We start from the raw sequence: 17,010 nt of genomic DNA, 5'->3' as shown, positions 1-17,010 counted from the left end.
CATAACCTTTCCCAGACCAATTACGTTCCCCCGACTGGAGGCCCAATGCGCGACGCCACCCCCAAACGATCTATCTCAGCGACTATCAGCCGTTCGGCTTCCTTGTGGATGAGGTGGCACTGACCTTTGAGCTTGATCCCCACAAGACGCGGGTCAAAAGCCGCATCGCCTTTCGCCCAAATCCTGCGGCGCAGACGGCGGAATTCTTCCTTCACGGAGAAGAACTCTCGCTGATTTCCGCGCAGATTGACGGCAAGCCCGCCTCCCCGAAGGTGACGGAGCGGGGTTTGACCTGTGATGTGCCAGACGGCCCCTTTATCTGGGAAGCCGAGGTTGAGATTGATCCCAAGGGCAACACCGCCCTTGAAGGGCTTTATATGTCGGGCGGCATGTATTGCACCCAATGCGAGGCCGAAGGCTTTCGCAAGATCACCTATTATCCAGACCGCCCCGATGTGATGAGTGTCTTTACCGTCACCATCAACGGGCCGCATCCTGTCTTGCTGTCCAACGGCAACCCGGTGGCGCAGGGGCAGAACCACGCCGAATGGCACGACCCATGGCCCAAACCTGCGTATCTTTTCGCGCTGGTGGCGGGCGATTTGGTCGCCCATTCCGATCGCTTCACCACCATGTCGGGCCGCGAAGTCGATCTGAATCTTTATGTCCGTCCCGGTGATGAGGGCAAATGCGCCTTTGGGATGGAGGCGCTGAAGGCGTCGATGAAATGGGACGAAGATGTCTATGGCCGCGAATATGACCTCGATATTTTCAACATCGTCGCGGTGGATGACTTCAACATGGGCGCGATGGAGAACAAGGGGCTGAACATTTTTAACTCCGCCGCCGTGCTTGCCTCACCCGAGACCTCTACGGATGACAATTTCGAGCGGATCGAAGCGATCATCGCCCATGAGTATTTCCACAATTGGACCGGCAACCGCATCACCTGCCGCGATTGGTTCCAGCTTTGCCTCAAGGAAGGACTGACCGTCTACCGTGACAGCCAGTTCACCTCCGACATGCGGTCCCCAGCGGTGAAACGCATCAGCGATGTGATCGACCTGCGCGGGCGCCAGTTCGCCGAAGATCATGGCCCGCTGGCCCATCCGGTACGGCCCGAAAGCTTTCAGGAAATTAACAACTTTTACACCGCCACCGTTTATGAGAAAGGCGCCGAGGTGATCGGCATGCTCAAAACATTGGTGGGCGATGACGCCTATGCCAAAGCGCTGAACCTCTATTTCGAGCGTCACGACGGCGATGCGGCAACGATCGAAGATTGGCTAAAGGTGTTCGAAGACACCACGGGCCGTGACCTTACCCAGTTCAAACGCTGGTATGCGCAGGCGGGCACGCCGCATCTGTCGGTGACAGAGGCATGGGACGCGGGCAAAGGCATCTTCACGCTGACCTTCAATCAGCACACCCCGCCCAGCGCCGCCACGCCTGAGCCCAAGCCGCAGGTTCTGCCCATCACCGTGGGTTTGATCGGCGCGGACGGGGCCGAAGTGGCCCCCTCTCGCGTGCTTGAAATGACCGAAGCGGAGCAGAGCTTTGCCTTCGACGGGCTGGATGCGCGCCCGGTGGCCTCGGTGCTGCGGGGCTTCTCCGCTCCGGTGGTGCTGGATCAAGACCTCTCGAAAGAAGAGCGCCTGCTGCTGCTTGCCCATGACAGCGATCCGTTCAACCGGTGGGAGGCCGGGCGCATCTTGGCGCGGCAATCCTTGCTGGCCACGATCACCGAAGACAGCGCGCCGGATGACGAATGGCTCGCAGCATTGCGGGCGGTGCTGGAGGATGAGGCGCTGGAGCCTGCCTACCGCGCGCTGATGCTGGGCCTGCCCAGCCATGCCGATTTGGCCAGCACCCTTCATGACGCGGGCAAGACCCCGGATCCGGCGGCGATCCATCAGGCGGTGGAAGCCACGCGCGATGCCATGGCCGAGCGTTTTGCCCCGCTGCTGAGCGAGCTTTACGATCGGCATAAGGTCGACGCCCCCTACCAACCCAATGCCGCGCAATCGGGCAAACGTGCTCTGACAAATACCGCCCTTGCCTTGCTGACCCGCGTGCAGGGGCCAGAGCGCGCGCAGGCGCAGTACGATCAGGCCAACAACATGACCCAGCAACTCAGCGCACTGGCCGCATTGCTGCGCGCAGGCCATGGCGACAAGGCGTTGGAGGATTTCGAGGCCCAGTGGCGCGATGACCGTTTGGTGATGGACAAATGGTTCGGGCTGCAAGTCAGCCAAGCCGCGCCGGAAGAGGCCGCCGAGGTGGCGCGCAAACTCACCCAGCACGCGGATTTCAATTGGAAGAACCCCAACCGCTTCCGCGCGGTCTTTGGCAGCCTTGCAATGCACCATGCCGGGTTCCACCACGAAAGCGGCAAAGGCTACGCGCTGCTGGCCGACTGGCTGATCAAACTCGACCCGGTGAACCCGCAGACCACGGCGCGGATGTGTTCGGCCTTCCAGACATGGCGGCGCTACGACGCGACGCGGCAAGGGATGATCGAGACGCAACTGGACCGCATCCTCGCCAGCCCCGACCTCAGCCGGGACACGTCAGAGATGCTTAGCCGCATTCGCGGTGCCTGACGCGGCACCCCAGACAGAAAGCATGGCGGCCTATACCTACCGCCGCCATGCCCGCAGCCGGACGGCCCTGCTGGTGTTGCCCGCGATCTGGGCGGCCCTCGGCGCGGGGTGGCTCTGGCTTGATGCTTCGGGCTGGCTTGTGGGGCTGCTGGGGCTCTTCACCCTGCCTGCGCTTTGGGAGCTTTTCACCAATCCGAGCAGCGGCTTGACGCTAGACACCGACAATCTGTCATGGGTCACCGGCAAGCGTGACGCGAAAATTGCACTGGCGCAGATCGACCGCGTGCGGCTTGATACTCGGCTTGATATGTCGGTCCGCGCCACAGTCATTCTAAAGACGGGCCGCAAGATCAAACTGCCCTTCGAGGCCACCCCACCGCACCGCGCACTGGAAACCGCGCTACATGCGCGCGGCATCACCACAGAGCGGCACCACTTCACGCTGATCCAATGATTTACGGACGGCTGCGGGGCCGTGTCGCGTTCAACGGTTTGCAATAGGACTGCTGCCGAAGCCAGCGAGACATATCCGCCCGTTTGGACGCACTGCGCATCGGCCCCCAATCGGCCCCGACACCGCGCTTGCCGTTTCCGGCAATCACCCCGTCCCGCGGCACCGTCGTCGCCATGATCCGCACGGCACAGCTGAGATCGCCGCCCCGTTCTTGAGCGCATCACCGCTGCCGACGTTACACTTATAGCCGCGCGCCGTGCCCGGCAGGATTTGCAACAGCCCATACCACCGACCGCCCCCACCCACGGCCCAAGACCGATAGGTGCTTTCATGTTTCGCCAGCGTCGACATAAAGCCGACCCAAAAGGCGCGCCGCTGGCTCTCGGATGCGTTCGGATAGGCCGGGCACCAGCTTTCGATATCGGCAGGCACCATATCGACCAAAGGCTTGCCATGCGACTTGAGCGCCGAAATAGCGGCCCGCGTCCAAAGCGAATGCCCCCGCATATGTTGCCAGCGCGTGCGCGGCAGATTGCCCGGGCGCGCAGGCGGGCGCAGCGTTGTGGTGAACGGCGCGGTTTCAAGCGCGGGCGGTTCCTCGTCAGCCTCCACCGCATCGGGGAAAGACAAAGAGGTCGCGGCGGTCTGCACCACGTTATCCACCTCCACCACAGGGGCGGGCTGTTTGGGAAGCTCGGCCCAAAGCAATGTGGGGCTTGTGCAGAGCAGCAGGGCAATCATGGCAGGTCTCATGGCGCGCATAAGACCGCCCCAAAGCGCGGTTGGCAAGCATGACGGCCCCGCAGGATCGGCAGATTTCCTCTGATCGGGAAACAGCGCGCCGCCCAGATGCCAGATTGTGGCCTGTGGTTACGCTTTCATGCCCGCCCCCGCTGCAGAATTTTCCCGAAAGCTCCGCACCCCGGACACGGTTCCGCCCCATTGCCCGGTCAAACCTAAATCATCGATAAATAGCAGGCAGGACCGGCCCCAGATGAAGAAACTCTCGCATATGATCCCGTCCGCCTTGCAGGGGTTCTTTGGCAAACCCGCGCCCCAAGCGCCCGAGCTTGAACCGCTGGAAATGCCGCTGCTGCGCCGCCGTGCGCCGCGCGACGCCTTGCTGCGCATTTCCTGCCCCGACCCCACCGCCGAAGAGATGCAGCGCGACCGCCACCAATACCGCGCGCAATGGCTGGTGCGCCAAGAACGCTGGGATGAGATGGCAACCCTGCTGCATGACGCCGATATGCGCCGCGAAATGACACCGGGTGCCATGCCGGTGGCCGAACTGATGGCCTTTGGCGCGCGGGCGGATGTGATTCTTGCTGCCGAACATGCGCTCTATGACGGCAAACCGGCCAGCGACGCCCCGCTGATGGCCGGGATCGAAGCCTTGGAACATGTGCTCGCCGACCATGCCGAAAGCCCCGTGATTGCGGCCATCGTGGCCCAAGCGCATATGGACATCGGCTGGGCTTGGCGCGGGACGGGCTGGGACAGCGACGTGCCCGCCCGCAACCACGCGGCCTTTGCGGCGCATTTTGAACGCGCGGAGCAAATCCTCGCGCCATTCGACAAGGACACAGCCGCCTCGCCCCTGCTCGCGGCGACGCACTGTGCCCTACTGGGGGAACCGGCGGTGACGCCCGCGCCGTGGCCGACCGCTACGCCCGGCTCATCGACCTGAACCCCGAAAACCCGCGCCCCATGCGGGCCATGGGCAACCACCTTCTGCCGCGGTGGCATGGCTCATATGACCAATTGGAACTCGAGGCCCGTCGCACTGCCGCGCGGACCGAAGAGACATGGGGCGCGGGCGGCTATACATGGGTGCAATTCGACGCGATCAGCTGCGATGCGCGGGCCTGTGCCAATCTTGATGTGCCGTTTTTCATCGAAGGGCTGCGCGATATCCTCGCGCGTCGCCCCGATCCGCACACCGCCAACCTATTGGCCGCCTATTGTGCCAGCGCCATCGGTCAGGCCACCCCGTCCGAAGATGCCGCAGGGGCCGTGCGCGCCGAGATCGCCGATTGCGCCCGCTGGATCGTCCGGGATCATATGACGGAACTGCACCCGCTGCTATGGGCCCATGCTGCACGCGGCTTCGACAACAACCTGCGCGTCCGCTCCGCCCGGCGCTTTGCCGCCTCGGGCCGGGATGAGGCGATGCGCATCATCACCGGCCTGTTCCAAGGCGAGATCGAAGCGGGCAAACGGGTCATTTTCACCGAAGGCCGCCGCCAGATTGCCATGCCGGGCTAGCCTGCCTCTTGAAGCGCGTGGTGCGCTCCAGTATGACCGGCCAAGTTCCAATTGACCGAAGGCGGCCGCGATGCTTGATCTGAGTTACGACACCCCGAAACCGCGCGTGATTGCCGGTGCCAAACATGACTGGGAACTGGTCATCGGGATGGAGGTGCACGCGCAGGTCGCGTCGAACGCGAAACTCTTCTCCGGCGCCTCGACCAAATTCGGCGCGGAGCCCAACAGCAATGTGGCCTTCGTCGATGCCGCGATGCCCGGCATGCTGCCGGTGATCAACGAATATTGCGTCGAACAGGCCGTGCGCACCGGGCTGGGCCTCAAGGCCGAGATCAACCTGAAGTCCGCCTTCGACCGCAAGAACTACTTCTACCCCGACTTGCCGCAGGGATATCAGATCAGCCAGCTTTATGAGCCCATCGTGGGCGAAGGCGAAGTGCTGGTCGAGATTGGCGACGGCACCGCGCGGCTCGTGCGGATCGAGCGCATCCACATGGAACAGGACGCGGGCAAGTCGATCCACGATATGGACCCGAATATGTCTTTCGTCGATCTCAACCGTACCGGCGTCTGCCTGATGGAGATCGTCTCGCGCCCCGACATTCGCGGCCCCGAAGAGGCCGCCGCCTACCTTGGCAAACTGCGCCAAATCCTGCGCTATCTCGGCACCTGCAACGGCGACATGCAGTCCGGCGCGATGCGTGCTGACGTGAACGTGTCGATCTGCCGCGTGGGCCAGTACGAGAAGTACCAAGAGACACAGGATTTCAGCCATCTGGGCACCCGCTGCGAGATCAAGAACATGAACTCCATGCGCTTTATCCAGCAGGCCATCGAAGTCGAAGCCAAACGCCAGATCGCGATTGTCGAAGCCGGTGGCGAAGTGGTGCAGGAAACGCGCCTTTTCGACCCAGACAAGCAAGAAACCCGCTCCATGCGCTCCAAAGAAGAGGCGCATGACTACCGCTATTTCCCCGACCCCGATCTGCTGCCGCTTGAGATTGAGCAGGCATGGGTGGACGAGATTGCCGCAAACCTGCCGGAACTGCCGGACCAGAAGAAAGCGCGTTTCATCGGTGACTTTGGCCTGAGCGACTATGACGCTTCCGTGCTGACCGCCGATCTCGACAGCGCGGGCTACTTTGAGGCCGTGGCGCAGGGGCGCGATGGCAAGATGGCGGCGAACTGGGTGATCAACGAACTCTTCGGGCGTCTCAAGAAAGACGACAAGGGCATCACCGAAAGCCCGGTCACCCCGGCGCAGCTTGGCAGCATCGTCGATCTAATCGCGTCAGATGCGATTTCCGGCAAGATCGCCAAGGAAGTCTTTGAAATCACCTACACAACTGGCCGCGACCCGGCAGAGATCGTGGAGACTGAGGGCCTCAAGCAGGTCACAGACACCGGGGCGATTGAAACCGCTGTAGATGAAATCATTGCCGCCAACCCCGATCAGGTCGCCAAGGCGCAGCAGAACCCGAAGCTCGCGGGTTGGTTCGTCGGTCAGGTGATGAAAGCCACGGGCGGCAAGGCCAACCCCAAGGCCGTCAACGAAATCGTGTCGCGCAAGCTCGCCCAGCAATGAGTGAGACCCCGGCCCCCTTTCGTTCGAGCGAGGTGAAGGTTCTCCCCGAATGGATTGATTTCAATGGTCATTTGAACATGGCCTATTACAACGTCCTGTTCGATCAGGGCGTTGACCAAGCCTATGGCGAAATCGGTCTGGGGCCAGAATACCAGCACACGGGCTGCACCACCTATGTGGCCGAATTCCACGTCTGCTACCTGCGCGAATTGCATGAGGGTGACCGCGTCTACACCACCTTCCAATTGCTCGACCATGACGAGAAACGGTTTCACAGCTTTCAAGAGCTGTGGCACGTCGACGGTTGGCTCGCCGCCACCGCCGAAGGGTTAACGCTGCATGTGGACCAATCCGGCCCGCGTGTCGCCCCGATGCCGCAGCATATCCTGACACGTCTTGACGCGATGCGCCGCAGCCATGCCAAATTGCCCACACCGGCGCGGGCCGGTCGCCGCATCGGCATCCGCCGCAAATCCGCCTGAAACTCACCTGACGCGGCTCATGTCGCCAACCCAGCCGAGGCCCCTATGCGCTACGAATACAAGATCCTTCCCGCCCCCACCAAAGGGCAGAAAGCCAAAGGTCTGAAAGCCCCCGAAGCGCGCTTTGCCAATACGTTGGAAGAGTGCCTGAACGAACAGGCCGCCGAGGGCTGGGAGTACCAGCGGGCCGAGACATTGCCCTCGCAAGAACGCTCTGGCCTGACCTCGACCACCACCGAGTGGCGCAATGTGCTGGTGTTCCGCCGCTTGGCCAGCGCGAGCAGCCAGCCAGAGGACGGCGATCTGCTGCCCCCCGCCGCTGCAACGCCTGCATTGTCCGCCACAATTGAGGGCGACGAGACGGCGCTTCAGGCCGATGCGCCCGCCACTATCACGCCCGACGACGACGCCCCTACAAAGGTGGAGCCCGCCAAAGAGGAACCCGCCAAGCTGGCAACGCCACCTGCGTTCCTCTCCGGCACCGCGACAGAGCAAGCGCCGGACGTTTCTTCGCCGGATAAATCCGACGAAAACGACGACAAATCAAAGCGCTAAACGCGGGCCTTATTCGTCCAGATCAAGCGCCAGCGCATGAATGCGCCCCATCAGATCCGGCCCCAAGGCATTGTGCACCGCACGGTGCCGCGCCAGCCGGTTCTGACCCTTGAAACGCTCTGAGCGGATGCGCACGTTAAAGTGGCTTTCGCCCCCTTCTTGAAACCCGGCATGACCGCGATGGCTTTCGCTGTCATCTACCACATCCAATTCTCGCGGCGCAAAAGCGGCTTCCAGCCGGTCTGAAATCTCTTGTGTTGTCGACATGTTTTTTACCTCGGCCCCCTTCAATCCTGCGACGCAGGGTATATGGTGACCGGCCTGAGTCGGAAAGGTCTATCCACATGCCAAAAGCTGATCCCTTCGGATTCGACATGTCCGTGTCGTCCTCCAAAAAGAAAAACCCCCGCGGCCGCCGCGGCATGTCCGGTGCGTCGGAAACCTCGACCCGGATTTGCGACCATGAGGGCTGCGACGAGCCGGGCAAGTTCCGCGCGCCCAAGGCCCCCGATGTGCTGGATGATTACTTCTGGTTCTGCCAGCAACACGTCCGCGAATACAACGCGAAGTGGAGCTTCTTTGACGGCACCACCGAGGCGGAGTTGAACGCTCAGATGTCCAAGGACAAGGTCTGGGAACGCGCCACCAAGCCGCTCGGCGACCCCGAGCAGCGTGCATGGGCCCGCCTCGGCATCGAAGACCCGCATCAGGTTTTGGGCAAGAACGCGACCCAGAACCCCGGCAAGGGCCAGCAAGCGGGCCGCCGCCTGCCCCCGACCGAGCGCCGCGCGATCGAGATTCTCGAAGCCAAGGACACATGGACCAAACCCGAGGTCCGCAAAGCCTACAAAGCGCTGATCAAAGTGCTGCACCCCGATATGAACGGCGGCGACCGCAGTCAGGAAGAGCAGTTGCAGCTAGTCGTCTGGGCATGGGATCAAATCAAGGGCAGCCGCAACTTCAAGGACTGATCCCACAACCGGACCAGCGGCCGGTTGCGGATAATGCCAGTTGCCCCTTCCCCTTGCGGATATGCACGATATGTTGCACCAGATACGCGCGCGGCCCCGACCGCGCGCCTAAGGAAAAGGATGACGAGCGATGGCCGACGGTGCACTGGAACACGACATGAAACCCACCGAAGAACTCTCGGTGCGCGATGTCTTTGGCATCGACACCGATATGGTCGTCAAAGGCTTCCCGCAGCGCACCAGCCGCGTGCCGGACATCGACAGCACCTATAAGTTTGATCCTGACACCACGTTGGCGATCCTCGCAGGGTTCACACACAACCGCCGCGTCATGATCCAAGGCTACCACGGCACTGGCAAATCGACCCATATCGAACAGGTCGCCGCGCTGCTGAACTGGCCCACCGTGCGCGTCAACCTCGACAGTCACATCAGCCGGATCGACCTGATCGGCAAGGACGCGATCAAACTGCGCGACGGCAAGCAGGTCACCGAATTTCACGAGGGCATCCTGCCTTGGGCGCTGCGCAACCCGACCGCCATCGTCTTTGACGAATATGACGCGGGCCGCGCCGATGTGATGTTCGTGATCCAGCGCGTGCTTGAGCATGACGGCAAGCTGACGCTGATGGACCAGAACGAGATCATCACTCCGCACCCCTATTTCCGCCTCTTTGCCACGGCCAACACCGTGGGATTGGGCGATACCACCGGGCTTTATCACGGCACCCAGCAGATCAACCAAGCGCAGATGGACCGTTGGTCGCTCGTGGCCACGCTGAACTACCTCAGCATCGACGCCGAGACCGCCATCGTGCTGGCCAAAAACCCGCATTACAATACCGAGAAGGGCCGCAAGACCCTCAAGCAGATGGTGACTGTGGCGGACCTCACGCGGACCGCCTTCATGAACGGCGAACTGTCCACCGTGATGTCGCCCCGTACCGTGATCGCATGGGCCCAGAACGCTGAAATTTTCCGCAATGTCGGCTATGCTTTCCGGCTGTCCTTCCTCAACAAATGCGATGAGTTGGAGCGCCAGACCGTGGCCGAGTTCTACCAGCGTCTGTTTGACGAGGAACTGCCCGAAAGCGCGGCCAGCCTCAGCTTGGGCTAAGCCGTTTACACCACCAACCAAGAATAAAGGGGCGCTGATATCAGCGCCCCTTTATCGTTCAGGCTGTGGCCCCGTACTTAGTTGACAGGTGCGGGCTCAGTGGTGACCGCGTTGGGGTCTTGCGGGGCAGCGTTTTCAAGCGCTTGCTGCTCGGCTTCCATATCCTGCGCGGTTTTAAAGGCCTCTGCGGCTTCAAGGTCGGTCTTCGTGGCCGAGGATACCAGACGCAGCGTGCCGCTTTCGTCAGTCATGGTCGACAGGCTGTCCATTTTCACGGCAACCCATTTTTCACCCATGCCGAGGAAACCACCGACACCGATCACGACACCTTCGACGGTGCCATCAAGATTGACGATCAGGTCATCTACATCGCCGATCTTTTCACCTGCGTCGGAATAGACATTGCTGCCAATCAGATCGTCGGCGAGGATCGTGTTCTCGCTTTGCATGGTGATCTGACCTTCAACCGGCTTTGCAGGCTCTTCTGACGGCGCCTCGGCGGTTGTGTCAGCGGGGGCAACGGTGTCGCCCAACGGCTCCGTTGCCGGGGCCTCTGCCGTGTCTTCGGTCATCGGCTCAGTCGTGGCCGGTGCTTCGGCACTGTCAGTCGCGGCGTCCGTGTCAGGTGCCCCTGCGGTATCGGCCTCCTTATCGGCGTCAGCTTCAGGTGCTTCAGCCGTGTCGGCCTCCAATTCCGCTTCGCCTTCGGGCGCTTCGGCAGTGTCGGTTTCGGTGTCGGCCTCTACCGCATCATCGCTGGCCGTGGCCTCGCTGCTCTGTGTCGCCTCATCGGTCTGAGGCGCTTCGGCAGTGGCTTCGTCTGATGCGGGTTTTGTCGCATCCTGTGCGGTGGCGGCCAAAGGCGCGGCCCCCAAAACTGCGATCATAGCCAGACGGCTCGCATGTTGCATAAAATTGGTCATTTCCTTACTCCTACTTGCTGAGACGCGTTGCTGCCAGGGTTCAGAGAGGCACTGGTGCGTCGACTGCTGGGGAAATGCCGATCTGCGGGTGGGGGTTCCCGCTCAGCGGGTGCTATGGGCGGAAACTGGCGTATTGATCCGCGCGCCCCTGCCCCTTTGACCCTTCCGCGAAAACCTGCCAAACCTCATGTCGAAGCTGACAGAGGCATGGGCTCATGAAGAAATCCGACAACCCCGCTGACGCATTCAAAAAGGCCCTCGCAGAGGCCACCAAAGTGATGGCCGATGACGCCGAGCTGAACGTCAGCTACTCCGTTGATCCGTCAGGGCTTTCCGGTGACGCGATGCGCCTGCCTCAGGTCAGCCGCCGGATGACCCGAGAGGAGGTTCTGCTGGCCCGTGGCACCGCCGATGCGCTGGCGTTGAACCGCCGCTATCATGATGCCGCCACCCACGCCCGCTATGCCCCGCAAGGCGACATGGCGCGCGAACTCTATGAGGCGATGGAAACCGCCCGTTGCGAGGCCATGGGCGCGCGCGACATGCCCGGCACCGCGGGCAATATCGACGTCAAGATCAAGCACGAGGCCCTGCGCCGCGGCTACGATCAGGCGAAACAGGCCAGCGACGTGCCGCTCTCTGTCGCGGCGGGCTATATGGTGCGTCATATGGCGACGGGTCGCCCCCTGCCCGCAGGGGCCGAGAACGCCATGGAACTCTGGCGCGGCTTTATCGAAGATCAGGCGGGCGGCACCCTAGAGGGGATCGACGGCAGCCTTGCCGATCAAGCCGATTTCGCGCGGTTGGCGCGCAAGATGATCTCGGATCTTGGCTATGGTGACCAATTGGGTGACGACCCCGACAGCCAAGACGACGAGCAAGAGGATCAGGCCGAAGAGGGCTCCGAAGAGGAGCAAGACCCCGACAGCACCGGTCAAGACGATCAGGACGAGGAAGAGGCCGAAGGCACGCCCGAAAACTCTCAAGAGCAGCAGCAGGACGAAAGTCAGGCGCAGGTCTCGATGGATGACGAAGCAGATCAAGAGTTGGGCGATGAGGCGGATATGCCCGAGGGCGACGCGCCCATGGACCCGCCGCCCCCGCCCCTGTCTCTGATGCCGATCCTGAGTACCGCGTCTATCTCGGCGAGCATGACGAGGTGATCGGGGCCGAGGAATTGGCCGAACCGATCGAACTGGAACGTCTGCGCGCCTATTTGGATCAGCAGCTTGAGCCGCTGAAAGGCGCTGTGGGCCGTTTGGCCAACAAGTTACAACGCCGACTGCAAGCGCAGCAGAACCGTTCGTGGGAGTTCGACCTAGAAGAAGGCACGCTGGACGCGGGCCGTCTGGCGCGGGTCGTGGCCAACCCCACCACGCCGCTCAGCTTCAAGGTTGAGAAGGACACCGAGTTCCGCGACACTGTGGTGACGCTGCTGCTGGACAACTCCGGCTCTATGCGCGGGCGGCCCATCTCCATCGCCGCGATCTGCGCCGATGTTCTGGCCCGCACGCTGGAGCGCTGCAACGTCAAGGTCGAGATCCTCGGCTTTACCACCCGCGCATGGAAGGGCGGTCAGGCGCGCGAAGCATGGCTGAATGACGGGCGCCCCGCCCAGCCGGGACGCCTGAATGACCTGCGCCACATCATCTACAAATCCGCTGATGCCCCATGGCGGCGGACCCGCGACCACTTGGGTTTGATGATGAAAGAAGGCCTGTTGAAAGAGAACATCGACGGGGAAGCGCTAGAATGGGCGCACCGGCGCATGTTGGCACGGCATGAGGCGCGCAAGATCCTTATGGTGATTTCCGATGGGGCACCGGTGGATGACAGCACGCTTTCGGTGAACCCGGCCAATTACCTTGAGAAACATCTGCGCGACGTGATTGCGATGGTTGAAAAGCGCCGCGCGGTGGAGCTTTTGGCGATCGGCATCGGCCATGATGTGACGCGCTATTACGACCGCGCCGTGACGATTACGGATGTGGATCAGTTGGCCGGGGCGATGACCGAACAGCTTGCCGCGCTCTTTGACAGCGACCCGCGGAAACGGGCGCGTGTCATGGGCATGCGTCGCGTGGGCTGAAGCTGCGGGATCGGTATTTGAAAAAGGATGAAGGAGGGGCGTGTGTTCCAGAGTTTCGAGGTCACCGCGCGTCCTGAGCAGGGGCCGCCACGGCTGGAAGCGCTGCGCAGGGAGTTGGCGCGGGCAGGCTTGGATGGGTTCTTGGTGCCGCGCGCCGATGCGCATCAGGGGGAATATGTCGCCCCGCGCGATGATCGTTTGGCGTGGCTGACGGGATTTACCGGATCGGCAGGCTTTTGTGCGGCACTGCGGGATGTGGCGGGGGTCTTTATCGACGGGCGTTACCGCACGCAGGTCAAGGCGCAGGTGGCGGAGGTTTTTACGCCTGTGCCTTGGCCCGAGCTGTCTTTGGCCGATTGGTTGAAGGACCAATTGCCTGAGGGCGGTGTGGTTGGTTTTGACCCGATGTTGCATACGCCGGGACAGATGGACCTTTTGGTGGAAGCGCTGGCGGGCTCTGGCATTGAGCTGCGACGCAGCGAGAATATGGTGGACCGGGTTTGGGAGAACCAACCTGCGGCACCGATGGGCAAAGTGGCGGCCCACCCTGAGCGCTTTGCCGGGGAAAGCCATGCCGCCAAACGGCAACGTTTGGCGGCAGACCTGCGCGCGGCGGGGCAGAAGGCGGCGTTGATCACCCTTCCCGACAGCCACAACTGGTTGTTGAACATTCGCGGGCAGGACATTCCGCGCAATCCCGTGGCTCATGGCTTTGCCGTTTTGCATGACGACGCGCGGGTTGATCTGTTTATGGCGGCCGAGAAATTGGCGGATGTGGCGGACCATTTGGGGCCGGAGGTGGTGCAGCATGACCCCGCTGGCCTGCCTGATACCCTGCGCGCGTTGGAAGGGCCGGTGCGGCTTGATCGGCAGTCGGCGCCGGTGTTGTTCGCGGACCTGCTGGGGGACCGCGCGCAGGCGGGGAAGACCCCTGCGCCCTGCCCAAGGCCTGCAAGAATGACGCTGAGATTGCAGGCGCGGCGGAGGCGCACCTGCGCGATGGCGCGGCGATGGCGGAGCTGCTCGCCTGGCTGGATGCGCAGCCTCCCGGCACGATCACAGAAACACAGGTGGTGGGGCAGTTGGAAGGTCTGCGGCGCCGGGATCCGTCCTTGCGCGACATCAGTTTCGAGACGATCTCGGGCAGCGGGGCGAATGGGGCGATCATTCATTACCGGGTGAATGAGGAGACCGACAGCCTGCTGCAGGAGGGACATCTCTTGGTGCTCGACAGTGGCGGTCAGTACCTTGACGGTACCACGGATATCACCCGCACCATTGCCATCGGCAGCCCCGATCAGGATGCCCGCAGCGCCTTTACGCGGGTGCTGTCGGGCATGATCGCCATGAGCCGTCTGCGGTGGCCGCGCGGGCTGGCCGGGCGGGATATCGAGATGCTCGGGCGTCTGCCGCTTTGGATGGCGGGGCAGGATTTTGATCATGGTCTGGGGCATGGCGTTGGCGCTTACTTGTCGGTGCATGAGGGGCCGCAGCGGCTGAGCCGGATGAGCCATGTGCCGCTGCTACCGGGTATGATCCTCAGCAATGAGCCGGGTTATTACCGCGAAGGGGCGTTTGGCATTCGGATCGAGAACCTTTTGGTGGTGCAGGAGGCCCCCGCCTTGCCCGGCGGTGACGTGCATCGCAAGATGCTGGATTGGCGCACCCTGACGCTCGTGCCGATTGACCGGCGGTTGATTGATGTGGAGGCGCTTGGCCCCGAGGCGCGCGATTGGCTGAACGCCTATCACCGCGACGTTGCGGAAAAGATCGGGCCGCGGGTATCACCTGTTACAAAACTGTGGTTGGATGCGGCAACGGCGCCCCTATGAGCGTCCGATTTCAGTAAACTAGGGGGTACGGCATGTCCGACCATATTACGATTACTCCGGCCCAAGGCACATGGGTTGTTCGCGCTGGCGGGGCCGTGCTGGGCGAGACCACAGACGCGCTGGAGCTGCGCGAAGGGGACCACGCGCCGGTCATCTATTTCCCGCGCGGCGACATCGCGATGGCCTTCCTTGATGGCTCAGACAAGACCAGCCATTGCCCCTACAAGGGCGACGCCAGCTATTTCTCGGTCGTGACCAAGAGCCGTACCTTGCAAGATGCCGTCTGGTCCTATGAAGACCCGAAAGCGGATGTAGCCGAGATCAAAGGGTATCTGGCTTTCACGCCGATGGACGAAATCGCCATCGAACGTATCTGAGCGCGGCTCAGGAATGCTCCTCTGCCGCGGTGGCGGCGAGGGCGCGATTATAGGCCTTCAGCGCATCGACGTGGAACAGCGCGCCCAGCAGTTCGGGCGGCGCATCGGCGCTGAGGGTGACCACCGGGATGAAGTTGGAATGGGTCTGGTCGAACAACGGCAAGGCGGCCTCTAGCGTGGCGCTGCCGTCGATATAGGTGCCCTTGTCGATCAAATCCCAACAGGCCTCCTCCGAGGCCGCGTCTTCGTCATCGGGGCGGCGCATGATCCGGCCCACCATGAACATCGATAGCAGATAGGCCTGCGGGCCTGCGGCCAGATGAATGCCGCGCCGCTCCATCTGGGTGAGGAAGAACGACCGGTCGACCAAACGGGAGGCCAGCGCCGTCGACATGCTGACGGCAACCATCACCGCCAGACCGGTTTGCCAGTCGCCCGTCATCTCGAAAACGATCAGCGTGGTGGAGATCGGCGCGCCCAGCACGGCGGCGGCCACCGCGCCCATCCCCGCCAGCGCATAGAGCGAGGAAGAGCCGGAGATCTCAGGGAAAACGCCGGTGGCGATCAAACCAAAGGCCAGCCCTGTGAGCGCGCCCACCATCAGCGAGGGCGAAAAGACACCGCCGCCCATCCGCCCCCCAGAGTGATCGCGACGGCGGCGACTTTGAGAACCGCGAAGATGATCACCTCATGCAGTACCAGCTCGCCGACCAGCGCGCGGGAGGTCGTCTCATAGCCGACACCGATGATATGCGGGAACCAGAGAGCGATGATGCCAAGGATCGCCCCCGCCACCGCCGGGCGCAGCCAACGCGCCAGCCCGGTCCGGGCTTGCAGGTAGTTGCCAAAATCCTCGGCCCAAAAGATTGACCGCATCAGCACGACAGAGACCAGACCGCAGGTCAGCCCCAGCAACAGGAAGGCGGGCAGTTCGACGTAAAATTGCACATCCCCAAGGCTGGGCAAGACGAACTCGGTCAAGCCGCCGAACTCCAGCCGGTTGATCACCGTGCCCGCAGCCGAAGCGATGACGATAGGGGCGAAAGCATGGACCGCGAAATGCCGCAGCACGACTTCGAGCGCGAAAAGCGCGCCCGCGATGGGGGCGTTGAAGCTCGCGGAAACCGCCGCCGCCACCGCGCAGCCCAGAAGGTCACGCCCGGTGATCCCATCGGCCTTGATAAAGCGGCTGACCTTGGTCGAGATCACGGCGGCCAGATGCACCACCGGCCCTTCGCGGCCTGATGAGCCGCCCGTCGAGAGAGTGATAAGCGAGGCCAATGCCGAGGCCACCCCGGCGCGAGTTTCGACCCGACCGTCGTGCAGGGCGGCCCCGAGGATCACATCGCCCACGCTGCGGGCACGCCCGTCGCGGGTAAAGCGGTGCAGGATCAGCCCAACAAGTAGCCCGCCCAACGTGGGGATCAGCACCACCCAATACCATGGCAACCCGGCGAGAAAGCTGTGCAGAAATTGCACGTCGTCCGTGCCGTAAAGCGTGGCCTGTAACCAGTTGATCCCTTTGCGAAAGAACAAGGCCGCGAAGCCCGCCGCAATGCCCACCAACAACGCGATGAACCAAAAGGTGATCTTTCCCGGCCCCCGGGTGCGCAGCACCTTCCAGCCCTGCTTGCAGCCGCAGAGCGCCTGATGCAATTGTTGGGAAAAGAATGCGTTATCTTGCGGAGGCATGGGACTTGGACCAGTTGGACCCTTTCTGTCTAGGGCAAGCTGACCTTGGGTAAAACCGCCAT

Annotated in this window: 12 protein-coding genes and 4 pseudogenes; 12 read left to right on the top strand and 4 right to left on the bottom strand. The window is 62.5% G+C overall.

The window, feature by feature from the left end; all coding sequences use genetic code 11:
• Positions 1-45 precede the first annotated feature (45 nt).
• Together pepN and ACFQAU_RS13630 are read left to right on the top strand one after the other, a co-directional pair.
• Positions 46-2,603 (top strand): annotated as a pseudogene (gene pepN / locus ACFQAU_RS13635) (aminopeptidase N).
• A gap of 22 nt (positions 2,604-2,625) precedes the next feature.
• A complete protein-coding gene (locus tag ACFQAU_RS13630; protein ID WP_240791587.1) occupies positions 2,626-3,057 on the top strand; it encodes a hypothetical protein in 432 nt (143 codons plus the stop codon).
• Between the two features lie 144 nt (positions 3,058-3,201).
• Here ACFQAU_RS13630 and ACFQAU_RS13625 read toward each other — a convergent pair whose 3' ends face one another.
• Positions 3,202-3,798 carry a lysozyme family protein gene (locus ACFQAU_RS13625; protein WP_386282891.1) on the bottom strand — a complete coding sequence of 199 codons (597 nt, stop codon included), beginning with the start codon at positions 3,796-3,798 and terminating at the stop codon, positions 3,202-3,204.
• 253 nt (positions 3,799-4,051) lie between these two features.
• Between ACFQAU_RS13625 and ACFQAU_RS13620 the strand changes: the two genes are divergently transcribed.
• From ACFQAU_RS13620 to ACFQAU_RS13600, 5 genes are all read left to right on the top strand, one after another.
• Complete coding sequence (locus tag ACFQAU_RS13620) at positions 4,052-4,747, top strand: hypothetical protein (protein WP_386282888.1); 696 nt, start codon at positions 4,052-4,054, stop codon at positions 4,745-4,747.
• Positions 4,714-5,325 carry a hypothetical protein gene (locus ACFQAU_RS13615; RefSeq protein ID WP_386282885.1) on the top strand — a complete coding sequence of 204 codons (612 nt, stop codon included), beginning with the start codon at positions 4,714-4,716 and terminating at the stop codon, positions 5,323-5,325. The genes ACFQAU_RS13620 and ACFQAU_RS13615 overlap by 34 nt, the downstream gene beginning before the upstream one ends.
• Positions 5,326-5,395: 70 nt before the next feature.
• Complete coding sequence (gatB, locus tag ACFQAU_RS13610) at positions 5,396-6,910, top strand: Asp-tRNA(Asn)/Glu-tRNA(Gln) amidotransferase subunit GatB (protein ID WP_120351361.1); 1,515 nt, start codon at positions 5,396-5,398, stop codon at positions 6,908-6,910.
• Complete coding sequence (locus ACFQAU_RS13605; RefSeq protein WP_132444485.1) at positions 6,907-7,392, top strand: thioesterase family protein; 486 nt, start codon at positions 6,907-6,909, stop codon at positions 7,390-7,392. The genes gatB and ACFQAU_RS13605 overlap by 4 nt, the downstream gene beginning before the upstream one ends.
• 45 nt (positions 7,393-7,437) lie before the next feature.
• Positions 7,438-7,947 carry a DUF4177 domain-containing protein gene (locus ACFQAU_RS13600; protein WP_132444484.1) on the top strand — a complete coding sequence of 170 codons (510 nt, stop codon included), beginning with the start codon at positions 7,438-7,440 and terminating at the stop codon, positions 7,945-7,947.
• A gap of 9 nt (positions 7,948-7,956) precedes the next feature.
• Here the strand turns inward: ACFQAU_RS13600 and ACFQAU_RS13595 are convergent, their stop codons facing one another.
• Positions 7,957-8,214, bottom strand: a complete 258-nt coding sequence (locus tag ACFQAU_RS13595) for a BolA family protein (RefSeq protein WP_132444483.1) — start codon at positions 8,212-8,214, stop codon at positions 7,957-7,959.
• A 77-nt stretch (positions 8,215-8,291) separates the two neighbouring features.
• Here ACFQAU_RS13595 and ACFQAU_RS13590 point away from each other — a divergent pair, with 77 nt between their 5' ends.
• A complete protein-coding gene (locus ACFQAU_RS13590; RefSeq protein ID WP_067625492.1) occupies positions 8,292-8,918 on the top strand; it encodes a J domain-containing protein in 627 nt (208 codons plus the stop codon).
• Between the two features lie 130 nt (positions 8,919-9,048).
• Positions 9,049-10,035, top strand: coding sequence for a cobaltochelatase subunit CobS (gene cobS / locus ACFQAU_RS13585; protein WP_067625494.1), 987 nt, complete (start codon positions 9,049-9,051; stop codon positions 10,033-10,035).
• A 77-nt stretch (positions 10,036-10,112) separates the two neighbouring features.
• Here the strand turns inward: cobS and ACFQAU_RS13580 are convergent, their stop codons facing one another.
• Complete coding sequence (locus ACFQAU_RS13580) at positions 10,113-10,958, bottom strand: PRC-barrel domain-containing protein (protein ID WP_132444482.1); 846 nt, start codon at positions 10,956-10,958, stop codon at positions 10,113-10,115.
• Between the two features lie 215 nt (positions 10,959-11,173).
• Between ACFQAU_RS13580 and cobT the strand changes: the two are divergent.
• From cobT to ACFQAU_RS13565, 3 genes and pseudogenes are all read left to right on the top strand, one after another.
• Positions 11,174-13,047, top strand: a pseudogene (cobT, locus tag ACFQAU_RS13575) (cobaltochelatase subunit CobT).
• A 42-nt stretch (positions 13,048-13,089) separates the two neighbouring features.
• Positions 13,090-14,879 (top strand): annotated as a pseudogene (locus ACFQAU_RS13570) (aminopeptidase P family protein).
• Positions 14,880-14,911: 32 nt separating this feature from the next.
• A complete protein-coding gene (locus ACFQAU_RS13565) occupies positions 14,912-15,256 on the top strand; it encodes a DUF427 domain-containing protein (protein WP_120351367.1) in 345 nt (114 codons plus the stop codon).
• Between the two features lie 7 nt (positions 15,257-15,263).
• Here ACFQAU_RS13565 and ACFQAU_RS13560 read toward each other — a convergent pair.
• Positions 15,264-16,948 (bottom strand): annotated as a pseudogene (locus ACFQAU_RS13560) (chloride channel protein).
• Positions 16,949-17,010 lie beyond the last annotated feature (62 nt).

Source organism: Sulfitobacter profundi (assembly GCF_042661425.1).
Taxonomy (GTDB): Bacteria; Pseudomonadota; Alphaproteobacteria; order Rhodobacterales; family Rhodobacteraceae; genus Sulfitobacter; species Sulfitobacter profundi.
Note: the sequence above shows the minus strand (reverse complement) of the source record. Positions and strands in the feature narration are given on the sequence as shown.

Coding starts and splice junctions, on each gene's coding strand:
- ACFQAU_RS13625 (WP_386282891.1), bottom strand. CDS start 3,798: ATGATTGCCCTGCTGCTCTGCACAAGCCCCACATTGCTTTGGGCCGAG.
- ACFQAU_RS13600 (WP_132444484.1), top strand. CDS start 7,438: ATGCGCTACGAATACAAGATCCTTCCCGCCCCCACCAAAGGGCAGAAA.
- ACFQAU_RS13580 (WP_132444482.1), bottom strand. CDS start 10,958: ATGACCAATTTTATGCAACATGCGAGCCGTCTGGCTATGATCGCAGTT.
- ACFQAU_RS13620 (WP_386282888.1), top strand. CDS start 4,052: ATGAAGAAACTCTCGCATATGATCCCGTCCGCCTTGCAGGGGTTCTTT.
- cobS (WP_067625494.1), top strand. CDS start 9,049: ATGGCCGACGGTGCACTGGAACACGACATGAAACCCACCGAAGAACTC.
- ACFQAU_RS13605 (WP_132444485.1), top strand. CDS start 6,907: ATGAGTGAGACCCCGGCCCCCTTTCGTTCGAGCGAGGTGAAGGTTCTC.
- ACFQAU_RS13590 (WP_067625492.1), top strand. CDS start 8,292: ATGCCAAAAGCTGATCCCTTCGGATTCGACATGTCCGTGTCGTCCTCC.
- gatB (WP_120351361.1), top strand. CDS start 5,396: ATGCTTGATCTGAGTTACGACACCCCGAAACCGCGCGTGATTGCCGGT.
- ACFQAU_RS13595 (WP_132444483.1), bottom strand. CDS start 8,214: ATGTCGACAACACAAGAGATTTCAGACCGGCTGGAAGCCGCTTTTGCG.
- ACFQAU_RS13565 (WP_120351367.1), top strand. CDS start 14,912: ATGTCCGACCATATTACGATTACTCCGGCCCAAGGCACATGGGTTGTT.
- ACFQAU_RS13630 (WP_240791587.1), top strand. CDS start 2,626: ATGGCGGCCTATACCTACCGCCGCCATGCCCGCAGCCGGACGGCCCTG.